18 protein-coding genes are annotated in these 11,870 nt (G+C 49.1%); 17 read left to right on the plus strand and 1 reads right to left on the minus strand.

Going from position 1 to position 11,870, the window contains the following annotated elements:
- On the minus strand, window positions 1-234 hold a 234-nt coding region (locus AC1DUA_RS16975), incomplete at its 3' end, for a helix-turn-helix domain-containing protein (RefSeq protein ID WP_477500888.1).
- 154 nt (window positions 235-388) lie between these two features.
- Between AC1DUA_RS16975 and AC1DUA_RS16980 the strand changes: the two genes are divergently transcribed.
- From AC1DUA_RS16980 to AC1DUA_RS17060, 17 genes are all read left to right on the plus strand, one after another.
- Window positions 389-808: an ArpU family phage packaging/lysis transcriptional regulator gene (locus AC1DUA_RS16980; RefSeq protein ID WP_477500889.1), complete on the plus strand. Its 420-nt coding sequence runs from the start codon at window positions 389-391 to the stop codon at window positions 806-808.
- A gap of 228 nt (window positions 809-1,036) precedes the next feature.
- Complete coding sequence (locus AC1DUA_RS16985) at window positions 1,037-1,855, plus strand: minor capsid protein (RefSeq protein WP_477500890.1); 819 nt, start codon at window positions 1,037-1,039, stop codon at window positions 1,853-1,855.
- A gap of 17 nt (window positions 1,856-1,872) precedes the next feature.
- Window positions 1,873-2,082 (plus strand): YqzN/YkzM domain-containing protein, encoded by a 210-nt coding sequence (locus tag AC1DUA_RS16990; RefSeq protein ID WP_477500891.1) that lies wholly within the window; start codon window positions 1,873-1,875, stop codon window positions 2,080-2,082.
- Window positions 2,082-3,338 (plus strand): phage tail sheath subtilisin-like domain-containing protein, encoded by a 1,257-nt coding sequence (locus AC1DUA_RS16995; protein WP_477500892.1) that lies wholly within the window; start codon window positions 2,082-2,084, stop codon window positions 3,336-3,338. The genes AC1DUA_RS16990 and AC1DUA_RS16995 overlap by 1 nt, the downstream gene beginning before the upstream one ends.
- Before the next feature lie 12 nt (window positions 3,339-3,350).
- Window positions 3,351-3,761, plus strand: coding sequence for a phage tail tube protein (locus tag AC1DUA_RS17000; RefSeq protein ID WP_477500893.1), 411 nt, complete (start codon window positions 3,351-3,353; stop codon window positions 3,759-3,761).
- 23 nt (window positions 3,762-3,784) lie between these two features.
- The gene (locus AC1DUA_RS17005; RefSeq protein WP_477500894.1) at window positions 3,785-4,180 is read left to right on the plus strand and encodes a phage tail assembly chaperone; all 396 of its coding nucleotides are present in this window, start codon (window positions 3,785-3,787) and stop codon (window positions 4,178-4,180) included.
- 23 nt (window positions 4,181-4,203) lie between these two features.
- Entirely contained in the window at window positions 4,204-4,356 is a 153-nt protein-coding gene (locus AC1DUA_RS17010; RefSeq protein ID WP_477500895.1) for a hypothetical protein, read from the plus strand.
- A 4-nt stretch (window positions 4,357-4,360) separates the two neighbouring features.
- Window positions 4,361-5,008, plus strand: a complete 648-nt coding sequence (locus AC1DUA_RS17015; RefSeq protein WP_477500896.1) for a hypothetical protein — start codon at window positions 4,361-4,363, stop codon at window positions 5,006-5,008.
- Window positions 5,009-5,221: 213 nt separating this feature from the next.
- Complete coding sequence (locus AC1DUA_RS17020; RefSeq protein WP_477500897.1) at window positions 5,222-5,767, plus strand: hypothetical protein; 546 nt, start codon at window positions 5,222-5,224, stop codon at window positions 5,765-5,767.
- Entirely contained in the window at window positions 5,757-6,407 is a 651-nt protein-coding gene (locus AC1DUA_RS17025; protein ID WP_477500898.1) for a LysM peptidoglycan-binding domain-containing protein, read from the plus strand. The genes AC1DUA_RS17020 and AC1DUA_RS17025 overlap by 11 nt, the downstream gene beginning before the upstream one ends.
- Window positions 6,404-7,420, plus strand: coding sequence for an XkdQ/YqbQ family protein (locus AC1DUA_RS17030; protein WP_477500899.1), 1,017 nt, complete (start codon window positions 6,404-6,406; stop codon window positions 7,418-7,420). Before AC1DUA_RS17025 ends, AC1DUA_RS17030 begins: the two co-directional genes overlap by 4 nt.
- Complete coding sequence (locus tag AC1DUA_RS17035) at window positions 7,407-7,796, plus strand: hypothetical protein (RefSeq protein ID WP_477500900.1); 390 nt, start codon at window positions 7,407-7,409, stop codon at window positions 7,794-7,796. The genes AC1DUA_RS17030 and AC1DUA_RS17035 overlap by 14 nt, the downstream gene beginning before the upstream one ends.
- Window positions 7,797-8,261 (plus strand): DUF2634 domain-containing protein, encoded by a 465-nt coding sequence (locus tag AC1DUA_RS17040; protein WP_477500901.1) that lies wholly within the window; start codon window positions 7,797-7,799, stop codon window positions 8,259-8,261. It abuts the gene before it with no gap.
- Window position 8,262: 1 nt separating this feature from the next.
- Window positions 8,263-9,039 (plus strand): baseplate J/gp47 family protein, encoded by a 777-nt coding sequence (locus AC1DUA_RS17045; RefSeq protein ID WP_477500902.1) that lies wholly within the window; start codon window positions 8,263-8,265, stop codon window positions 9,037-9,039.
- Window positions 8,954-9,148 (plus strand): hypothetical protein, encoded by a 195-nt coding sequence (locus tag AC1DUA_RS17050; RefSeq protein WP_477500903.1) that lies wholly within the window; start codon window positions 8,954-8,956, stop codon window positions 9,146-9,148. Before AC1DUA_RS17045 ends, AC1DUA_RS17050 begins: the two co-directional genes overlap by 86 nt.
- Window positions 9,149-9,177: 29 nt before the next feature.
- Entirely contained in the window at window positions 9,178-9,714 is a 537-nt protein-coding gene (locus AC1DUA_RS17055) for a putative phage tail protein (protein WP_477500904.1), read from the plus strand.
- Window positions 9,715-9,729: 15 nt separating this feature from the next.
- Window positions 9,730-11,870: hypothetical protein (locus tag AC1DUA_RS17060; RefSeq protein ID WP_477500905.1), on the plus strand; the 2,141-nt coding region annotated here is incomplete at its 3' end.

Below are 11,870 nucleotides of genomic sequence, written 5' to 3' on the forward strand. Positions count from 1 at the left end.
CTCTTCATCCGTCGGCGCAAAGCCAGCGAGCAGCAAGAGCTCGTCCTTGTCAGTGCGATTCAGCGCGTCAGCTAACGCGATCACCGTTTCCCTAGATGGATTGAAGCGGTTATTTTCTATGGAGTTAATAAACGAATAACTAACACCGGACCGCTCTCCAAGTTCTCTAAGGGTAAAATGGTTCTGTTTACGCAGCTGCCGGATTCGAAGGCCGAACTGGACCATATCTTTCATCGATTTCATCACCTGTTCCTTATTGTAAATGGTTTGAGGTACAAAAAACAAGAGGTTTTTTCGTTTTTCAAAACTTTTGTGTTGAAATTATAAACAAGATTAGCGTATGATTTGTTTATAATTTCAAAACGACAAATTTTGGGAGATGATGAGGATGTTGGAACAAGTATTGCACATAGATCACGATCAGGTGGACAAGCGGGCTACGCGTAAGAAGGTGGAGAGTTTACTCGAGACGGTTCGTTTGTACCAAACGCTCGGAGGCGTGCGCAGAGATAGCGGGAGGCCATATGCACAAAAAGTGGCGGAGGAATCTGCTGAATATAGTGTGACTTCTGCGTCAGAGGAACAGGTGGTGCTCTTACAGGCTGAGGTTGAGCAGGCGCTGTCGCGGCTGGACGAGCAAGAGGAGGAGATCATACGGAGACGTTATTTGCAGAAGGAGAAGATGTTGGATTACTTACTATGTTACGAGGTAAATATGAGCGAGCGTACCTATCGCAGGGTGAAGGCACGCGCGATGGAGAAGCTGGCCTACATGCTGCGGGCAGAGGTGGTCCGAACGCTTGGCTAGTGTGATTGTTTGTTGGCCGCTTGTTGGCAATGCACACGAATGGAGGCATGGTAAGATCGATGTGTAGACCAAGAAGGCGGTGATGCTGCTGAAGAAGATCGAAGTGATTAAACTCTTAAGGCCTCTAAGCATGGCTTATTGGGAGTAGATGAGGGGGAAGTGGTTGTTGTAAAGAAAAAAATGTTTTGAATTTCAAAACAAATAGATAGGAAAGAGGTGAGAGAATGAATGATTAACATGGCCAAACAATTGGCGCTGTTTTTACAAGCGAATGGTGAGGGAACACTTGGCACAGACCTATTCGTGGATAGCGAATCTCAGGAACCCGATGAGGCAGTTACACTTTGCCATGTCGGAGGCAGCGCCGAATTCAAGCTGGACGCACCGGGCAGTTGGCGCAAGCTGAGCCTGCTGGTCAGAAGCGCAAGCGCTGAGGGTGCGCAGGAGAGAATCTGGCGTCTCATTGGCCGGATGCTGGAGCCGGAGGAGGGCACCATTCAGGTGGACGGTGGACTATATACGGCGCAAATTACGTCGCTGCCAGCAGGACAAGCTTTAGATGCAGCAGGCAGATATGTTGTGAAAGCTGTCTTCCAGCTGAAGCAAATCAAGCCTGTCGTCGAATCGTGGTTGGAAGCTATCTCGCAATTTACGGAAAATGCACTTGGCGGGCAATGGCGTGTCTATCGCGGTTTCAACGGAACGTGCCGGCCAGCAGTCTCGTGGCAGTGCACGGGTTGGCATAGCGCAGCAGCCTCGCGAGGGGTGCAACAGCTGTCCAAGCAATTCGTTGGCCAGATAGCTGCTAGGTCGGCAAGTGAATACCAGCTGGCAGCGCAAGTGTTGATGCTTGGCTTAGCTGAGCAAGCCAAATTGCCGCTTGGTGGAGTAGGCGGTAGATGGTTAACGGTGCTCGACGCACAAGCTGCGATTCGCTCAGGCGATTTGTCTACAGGTGTGCTGACAGTGACTTTGACAGGTGCTGCTGGGGCTCCACAAGGCTCGACTCCGTTGATAGCTGGCGTGCACACAGAAACAAAAATTTAAGAATGAGGTGACTGATTTTGAGACAGAGCAAAACTCAAACAAGCAGTATTGGTGATGAAATCATGATGTATGACAAAGAAGAACTAATGGCGAATTCCAAGGAGCTTTTTGATTGTGCCCCGGAAGTACTCGTTGGTGCCTTGCAAGGGGATTCCGAAACGATGTTTTCGATCGCATACGTCAACCAAACAGTTCAAAACTTTTTACAAAGGAAGGTGCAGGTATAATGGCGGGTGGAACTTGGAGTGGAACGGATCGACCGGTATTACCGGGATTTTATATGAATTTTGAGGCGGCGGCGTTAAGTGCTATCTTGCCGGGGAGTCAAGGCGTTGTTGCTGTGCCGGTGAAAGCTCATTGGGGAGCCGTGAGGCAATTTGTTGAAATCACAAGTGAGCAGGGCATCTATGATGCTTTCGGTGGCGATCAAAGCGGCTCCGCAAAAAAGGATTTGAAGCTGCTTGAAGGCTCCGCTGTTCTGAAGATATTTACATTCGCTGGTAGTTCCGTTCAGGCCGCAGCGGATGCTCTAAATCAAGACAGTGGGAATGCGTGGCTGACAGCAACTGTTCTTGCCCCTGGCAATGGTACACTAGCTGCCGTCTCTGGGAGTGCGTTGACTGGCGGCAGTTCTGGTATCAGCGGGATTGCTCCAGCAGATTACCTGAATGCCTTGAGTGCATTGGAGACGCAGGAATTCCATGTGCTTGCGCTGGACGGAGTAACAGATGCGGGCATTCAGGCGTCGGTGGCTACTTGGACAAGTCGCTTACGTTCTGAGGGTAAGGGAATCGTAACTGTACTAGGAGGCACTACTGCTGATGATACGGCATCCGATGCAGCCAGTCGGGCTGCGGCACGCAGCGTTTTGTTTAATCATGAAGCGATTGTCAATGTGGGGACAGGAGCGATTCTCGCGGGTACGAGCTACAGCTCGGCGTGGGTATCTGCTTATGTAGCGGGGTTGATCGCGGGCCAAAAGCTGAGCGAATCAACGACCTATGCTGCAGCTCCGTTCAGTGATGTGACGCGGAGATGGACGCGCAGCGAACAGGAAAGTTCAGTGAAGAACGGAGTTTTCCTGCTGTATCATGACGGTCAGAAGGTGAAAGCGCTGCGTGGAATGAATTCACTCATTTCTTTGCGCCAAGGCCAAAATGCAGCTTGGAAGAAAATCCGTACGATTCGTGTAATGGACGCAATCAATCAAGATCTTCTGCGAACTGCGGAAGAGGGGTATATCGGAAAAGTAAATAACACAGAGGAAGGGCGTCTTGCTCTGGTGGAGTCGGCCAAGCAATATATGCAGACATTGGCACAAGCCGGCGTCATTGAAGCGACGAGCTTTGATGTATATCTGAATCCAGCTTATTACGGAGAAACCGCTGAGCTGACGCCAGAGCCTGATCAAGTATATATCAAATGGGATGCGCAGCTAACAGATGTGATGGAACAAATTTTTGGCACTTTTATCGTACATTAAGGGGGACTAATAATGAGTTTAGATGCGAGCAGAGTAATTTTAGGGACGTATGGTTCGGTATTTATCGGTGGCGTATGGCAAACCAATTTTAATCATTTGGAAGCGAATGTGGAGATGCAGAAGAAAGAGCTACAACTTGCGGGAGACCCATGGGTTCGGCATAAAAAGGGTGCTATGAAAGGCACCGGGACACTGAGTGGTTTCAAAGTTACGAGCGATATGATTGCCAGAGGATTTGATAAATTCAGTCTTGTATCCAAGTTGAATGATCCTGATGCTTATGGTTTCGAACGGATTACGCTAAACAACGTCATGCTGGACAAACTTCAGTTGGCAAATTGGACGGCAGGGGAGGAAGTGAGGGAAGAAGTAGCATTTACATTTGAAGGCTATACGCTTAACGACCCTATCAGGGCTATTTAACTAGTTGAAAAAGGAGGAATGACATGATGTTAACAGATGAACAAATTTTGCAAAAGCTGCTTGAGGCCGATCAACTCCCAGAGAAAAAGGTGACAATCGCCAGATTCGGTATCCCGATTATACTGCGCGGACTGACTGGCAAGCAGGTGTTTACGCTCCGCGAACGCTGCACCGAACGCGCCGACCGCCGAGGTGTACAAACCGATCGGCTTGACGAAGAGCAGTTCAACGTCGCTCTAATTTTCGCTGCCACCGTCTCCCCCAACTGGGGGGACGCTCGGCTGCTCGCGAAGTACCAAGCCAGCTCCGGTGAGGAAGTGATTAAGCGCATCTTGCTCGCAGGCGAGCTGTCTGCGCTTGGCGATGAAGTGCTGGATCTGAGCGGATTTAATACAACGCTAGATGAAGTAAAAAACTAATTACCTCCGGGGGGCTGCCGGCGATGCTCCACGCTCTATGGATGCGTCATCACCTGCGCCCCGGAGTATTCTGGACATTGCCTCGCGGAGAGCAGCAGTTCCTGCTAGCTAGCATGGAAGTAGAGCTGGAGCAAGAACATGCACTTGAGCGAGAGCGGGAACGCGCAAGGAGGTGAAGTGATGAGTGAAATGGTGACAGTTAATAATTTGGCCCGAGTAATGGCAGCACAAGAGCGATTGCGCAGTTTGGTGGACAGGACAGGGACGTCAACGCAGCGTCTGACGGGTTTATTTAACAAAGTGGCTGAGGCTGGAACAAAGCTGAGCCAGATTACGGCAAGACCTGCGATTGCAGGTCGAGATTATTTTTCTTTTGTCATAGACCGTATGCTGTTGCAGCTGGCGGACTTGGGACAAACGAAGGTCGATGTGAAGCTTATGGTCAACGATCAAATCATTCGAACGGCGAAGCAACTGCGGGAGTTGCTGCAAGGGCTTGGCGGCGAATTTTCCGGTAGTTTGGAAGGAAAGGCGAAAGCCTCGGCGTCAGCGTCAGCAACAGCGGCTGTTATCATTGCCGCCCCTCCCGAGAAGGGGCAGCTGGACAAGTGGCTTGACMGACTTCTAATCATGGCGGAGATTGTGAAATTGCTTGGTGAAGCCTTTAAGGCTTTTGGCGAGGGATTCAAAAGCTTCGCGCAAGGGCTCAAAATTTTAAAAGGATTGTTTGCCGGTAACGGAGGCAAGAAAGAGAAATGCAAGGATCCATGCAAAGATAATGGCGGGAAACGTACGAAATCCGATGCCGACTCGAAGACCAAATCCTAATCAGGTCCCAAGACGAAGAACAAGGCAGATGCGAGGTCGAAGAATAAGGCAGGAGCCAGGGCCAAAACACGGGCAGGTGTCCGAACCAATGCGAGTCCAGATAGAAGGAATAAATCGAGAGTTAGAACAAGAATCGGCGGACAAGACCTAGGTCGTCAGCTCGTTCAGGGAAGTGGAGAACAGCATCCGGCTGCGCCTAGAACGTCTAATCGGTTGGGCAAGTTTAGTCAAGCCTCCAAGCTGCTTAGAACGACAGGTAAAGTGCTTAAACCACTAGGAATCGGGCTGTCTGCACTGGACATTCTGACCTCTGACAATAAGGTAGGTGCAGCCATTCAGGCGGGTGCTGGTGTGGCAGGAGCTGCTCTGGGCGCATTTGCTGGCTCTATTGTTCCTGGTGCTGGTACAGCTGTTGGGGGGATTATCGGTGGCTGGCTGGGGGATAAAGCAGGAGAGTTGATCGTCAATAAATGGTTCTCGGGGAAAGAGAAAGAGCCACCGAAAGAGGCACGAACTGAGCTGCTGCCCGCAGGGCGTGAGACTGTTCTGATGTCATCTTCTGCAGCCAGTGTTGGCGTGAGTGAGGGCGTTAGTACGCACAATTACAACATTTCCGTAGACGGAATTACGGTTAATATGCCGCAGGAGAAAGTGGACATGGAGGAACTGGCGCTCACCATCGGTCACCAGATTGTTATGCAAATTGGAGCAGCTATTCAAAATCGTGCGGAGAACGGAGGCGGAGCATATGGTTACTAAAGAAATGAATTTTACATTGGAAGATCCGAATAGCGTGTCTCTGTGGTTTCCTGTGAATCCGTCCGAAGTTAATATTCGACGCGATAAGAGCTTTGAGACCATCTCCATAATCCGTGGCGGCGAGTTGGATGTTCCGCAGGGGGTAAAAGTGAAGGAGATTGCTTTCTCTTCCTTTTTTCCGGCGGTGTACGATGCCAGTTATTGCAAATATCAGCAGCTGCCTGATCCCCAAACGGCGATGAATCAACTTAATACATGGATGGAAGGGAGAGATCCGCTTCGGCTTATCATCACAGGCACAGATGTCAATGTACTTGTCATGCTGTCTGCTCACAATAGCAGCTTCAAGGGCGGTGAGCCTGGCGATGTGTATTTTGATCTCATTTTTCGTACATGGAAGGACTACAAAATTAGAACATTGGACGAGAGAAGCGGCAATTCGGCTGGACAGACGAGGCCTGATATTAAACCGGTGTCTGCTACCTATCAGGTTCAGTTGGGAGATTCTCTTTGGTCCATTGCGAAAATGAAGCTAGGCTCCGGCAGCCGCTGGCGTGACCTCTATGAAGGGAATCGCGCGGTTATCGGCGACGACCCCGATCTGATTTTACCTGGGCAGGAGTTGGTCATGCCGGGATGACTTATAACCGTTCAGATGGATCTTATGATATTTGGTTGGATGGGCAATATGCACTTAGAGATTTAATTTATGAGCTGACACTTGAAGAGGCGCTTGACGAAATTTCATACAGGGCACAGGCGACAATCGTCGTCACGTCAGATTTCCCGGGTATGAAACCTGGCCAAGATGTACGAGTCGTAGGCGTACCCTATGGTAGTTCGAAGCAGGAGGATTTGCTCCATCCTGCCGTTGTCTGGCAGTGTGAGAATAGTTATGAACGGGCGGATCGTCTGACAGTAACGATGTATGATCGTACCATTTATTTGGCTAAGTCGGAGGACGAATATGTGTTTCCCGCAGGAATGTCTGCAAGTGAGCGCATACGCCGTTATGCGACGGGGTGGAATATCCGTGTAGGGGATTTACCGGATACGAAAGTTAAGCTGGCGAAGTCAATTTATCGCGCAGAGACGATCTACAACATGATCATGAAAGATTTGAAAGAAACCGCTCGGAAGGGTGGACCCATGTACCGGCCAAGGATGACAGTAAATGGGCTTGAGCTAGTGGAAATCGGCGCTAACCCTGTTGTATGGTCGCTGGAGCCTAGTGAAAACGTGATGAGTATCATGCAAAAGCGAACATTGGAAGGTGCAGTAACCAAAGTGAAAGTACTAGGTACCAAAGACGCAGGAGATGAGGGTGCAGCCCAAGTTCTAGTTATAGAAGAAGGCGAGCACGCTGAACTGGGTACACTGCAAAAAATCGTGCAGGACAGCAGCTATCAATCCGTCAGCGAAGCAAAAGAAGCGGCGAAAGCCATGCTTTCGGGCATACAGGAAACAATCAGCGTAACATCGCTCGATATTAACACAATTCGTGCTGGTGATAAGGTCGATTTGGCTGGAAGCGGGATGGAATTGATCGCTATGACGGTCAGGCACGAGATCGGTGAACCCGGCAAAATGGTGCTGGAATTAGGCAGCCCTGAGTTGGTTAGAAGGAGGTTTTATATGAATGAATCCGTATAAAAAGCTGGCGGCTGCTTTGGACAATCGCATGTCTGTTCATGCAAGCTCGGCGGTAGCAGGTATGCCTGCTGAGCTGGGGACGATCACGGCGGGCGGGCTAAAGCTGGATAGTTTTAAACATGAGATATCCGATTATTATGTGGCAGATTGGATGACAAAGCTGCTCCTGCCAGATTTTACGATCAGCGGTACGGTTACGGGCTTGATTAGTGGCAGTACGCCGGTGACTGGACAAGGCACGTTTGCTTTTTCTGAATCAGAGGTCGACGATGTGCGGATTGCGTTTCAATCCGGTTTGAAGACGGGGGATCGTGTATTGGCCATACCTGTGCATGATGGGAATGATGCTGTAATTTTGTGCAAGGTGGTGAAATAGATGCCCAATTTATTTCCGCTTTCGGGTACAGAAAGTAGTGAGTTGCCATTGATAGGAGCAGGCACTAGAAGGGGAACGGTTGGATTTGGACGTAGTCCACAGTTCGATTATGCCCTTGGGGAGTTCGTGTTAACGCAGACAGGTAAAATAGCTCAGTGCAGCGATTCGGAGGCGTGGTTGCAGTGGTGTCAGAAAGCTCTGCTCACCCAGCGTTATACCTATCTGGCGTATTCACGGGCTTACGGCCAGGAATTCGACGATTTGATAGCTAGGCAATTGTCCAAGTCAGCCAATGAAATGGAAATCGCCCGTATTACAAAGGAGACTCTTATGGTTGATCCGCGTACGGCGAGTGTTGGTTATTTTACATGGACGTGGGACCAAAGTGAGTGTTCGTTTCAATGCCAGATCACGAATGTGCGAGGCGATAAGAAAAATATTCAGGGAAGTGTGGTGATCAGTTAACATGACCGTTTTACCAAATTATTTGTCCGAACAAACAGAGGAGGCAATTCGTGGCCGTATGCTGGGAAGCTTACCTTCCGATTTGGACAAGTCCGAGGGTTCGTATATGTGGGATGCATTGGCTCCGGTTTCCATCGAGCTTGCGTTGGCTGCAATCCAGTCGCAAGAAGTTTTACGACGAGGTTTTGCCGGAACGACTTATGGTCCGTATCTGGACCTGCGTTGTGCGGAGCATGGAGTAACTCGCAAGGCTGTGGTGAAGGCTACCGGTACAGTGCGTTTTACGGGTTCACTCGGTACGGTGGTTCCTCAAGGCACTCGTATCGGCACATTGGCTGATGCCGTGCAGGGGACGGCTTCCTTGCTTTTTGAAACAGTAGACACCGCTGTTATCGATAGCTCGGGCAGCGTGACATTGGGCGCTCAGGCCGTATTAGGAGGTTTAGGCAGCAATGTACCGAGCGAATCAATCGTCCTCGTTGTAGCGCCACTTGCTGGAATCATAGGCGTGACGAATGTTACTCCGATGGTGGGCGGTGAAGATACAGAGAGCGATAGTTCGCTGCTGAACCGTTACTATGCTAAGGTGCGCTCCCCGGGTACAAGTGGAAATCGCGCTGATTATCTTAATTGGGCGCTCGATATTACCGGCGTTGGTGCTGCTCCTCAATCAGGTGAAGCAAGATTTCGCCGTGGCTGTTCGCAGCTATTTATCCGAACTGGCGTTCTCAGCAGATCCAACCGTACGTTATGTGCGTATCGGTGCACTGCTTCTTGATACGCAGGGAGTGCAAGATTACAGTAACTTGCAGGTGAATGGTATGAGTGCGAATGTTGTGGTAGGCGCCGGTCGTGTTGCCGTCCTGGGGGAGGTGACGCTCACATGAGTTTCGTCACTTCCCTAGGCGGAAGGCGTATGAAGGGCTACTTGCCCGACTATTACGAAACCTCGCGCGTCATGGACTCCATCCTGCAAGCGCAGGGCGTGGAGCTGGATCTCTTGCGTGTCTCCCTGGAGGAGACACTGCAGCAGTTCTTTGTCAGCTCCGCAACATGGGGGCTGGATGCTTGGGAGGCTGAGCTCGGCATCGCGACGGTGCCGGACAAGCCTGACGATCAGCGCCGGGCGGTGATCCATGCGAAGCTGCGCGGTGTCGGCACCGTCACCGTCGAGCTACTGCATAGCGTGGCTGGCGCGTATGAGCGCGGAGCCGTCGAGGTCACGCAGCAGCCGGCTTTGTATCAGTTCACCGTGCGTTTCGTCGACACGTTGGGAACGCCGCCGAACTTGGATGACCTGCAGGCGGCTATTGAGGAGATCAAGCCGGCTCATCTGCAGGTGGTTTACCAGTACAAATACTTTTTGCTCAATCAGCTTCACCAAACGATGACGATTAAGGACATGCAAACGAGGAAAATGACCGACTTCGCGCCATTTATTCCCGTTTCATAAGAAGGGAGCAAGCCTATGCCAAGCACGACTACGAATTTAGGACTTTATAAGAAAAATCCGTCTACGGACGGGAATGATACCTTTGATATCACAACCATGCTGAATGATAACTGGGATAGACTCGATGCTCAGCTGGGTGCACAGATTGCCGATGCGGCTCCGACTACCGTGAATTTGGTGAATGGCCTGCAGGTGGTTGATGTGCCTCAGACGGCACCGTTGGAGAATTTGCGGATAACGGGGCGGACGCTCGTTAATTTGTTGGGGCGGGATGGGAATTGTGAGGATGTGGGGAAGTGGAGTGTATTCCAATCCACACAAACTCTTAATACCGCAAACAATAAATATGGGAACAATTCTATTAAAGTAACTGCAACGTCTGCTAATTATGCTGCGACCTGCAGAAATAACATAAGTTTACCTAGTGGTAATAAATATCTTGTACTGGCCGAGTTTAATGTGGGAACAGCGCCATATGCTGCTATAGAAGTTACTCCCGCAATAGGTGTATCCAATGGCATAACGACTACGACAGGGTTTGGCCTAGCATATAAGAAATTTATTTCAACTGGGTTAGTGGGCATTAATCTATACACGATCGCTACAGCTGCGGGGCAGTTCTTTTATGTGGATGGTGTACGGCTTTATGCATTATCAGATGCAGAGTATTCTGCTATTGATGGTATGACAGCAGCACAAATTGCTGCTAAATACCCTTATGTTGACGATGTTAAACATATTAATGCACCTTATGTAATTAAGTATGAGGAGAATCTGTTGCCGCCGTTTAATGAGTGGACTTCAACAAACGGGGCTATTCCGATTATATCTCCGTATAATTCGTCCATTGTTAAATTTAATTCCTCATCAGTAGAACAAATAGTAAGTGTTCCTATTCTTAGTGGGCAAACATACACATTTTCAGCACCCGTAACTATTTCAAACATAGGCGGCACGATTGATGTAGGTGCTTATTATAATCTGACTGCTATGGATTCAAACGGAGTTTCGCTAGGAGATATGAATACCGCTCCATATGCGACGACTAACGGAACTACTACTTTAAGAAAAACTTTTACTACTCCCATTGGAACAGCTTCACTAAGAGTTGTATTGGGGGTCACGACTGCTACTGGAAAATTTACTTTGGATTCACCACGTCTAAACATCGGAACTGCTGACAAAGGTTTTAAACCACGCAATGACGATATGCTAGCATTCCCTAACGTTCGACTCGCTGCCAGCGCGGATGGCTCAGTGTTTGACACGTTGCTTAATCGCGATGGGAAGTATTTCGTCGAGAAGCGATTCAGGGACGTAGTCCTTGATGGGAGTTTGGCATGGTTACCTGATTCCGATTACACGGGATTTAAACGTGTAAAAATCCCTCTTACAGGTGGATCGAATCCTTCCGCTTTTACGCAGTTTTTAACTAAGTACGATGGCAAAATAGTAAAATGGGAATCATTGGTCAACTCCGCGACAGACGTATTTGCCTATGACACGGATAATAATTTTGTTTACATTACTATAGCCGACACGGACAGCGGCTGGGGAGAAACGTACATACCTACAACACAAGAGATACAGGCGTATTTCTATGGGTGGTATATGAGTAATAGCACAGCAAGTTCGATTACACCGTATAACGGAACTGGTTCAAAAACATGGTGGCCTAGAGGTACTAACGGTTTTCCAGTTCAGGGTGCTAATGTTTATTCTGCAACGTTGCCGACAACCCAAGCGGTTAATTTCCCGACTTACAACCTCACCTACCAACTAGCAACGCCAACATTTGAAGAAATCCAAGTAGATGGCAGCATGTCACTTCATAAAGGACTTAATCAGATTGAAGTAGGGCAGGGGGTTGTTGTACGGGAGAAGGCGAATGTTTTTATAGGCGGGTTAAAAAACTATATAAACGCCCAAAACACGGCATCTTTGTATTGGCTTAGTAAGTACACCACAAAAATTTTAGGAGTTTATAAAAATGGTAAACTAGATTCCCATTGGTCAATTCAGCAAAATACCTTTAATGGAAGAGTGTACGCATACGGCGCTATAGAACCTTCTAACTTCGACCCTACAGCAACCTATGAAGCATCTTATATCGGACTAGACCAACACTTATTTTCTGCGCCAGTGCAAGCTGTAAC

The sequence above is a fragment of the Paenibacillus sp. 01T422 genome, assembly GCF_056398785.1.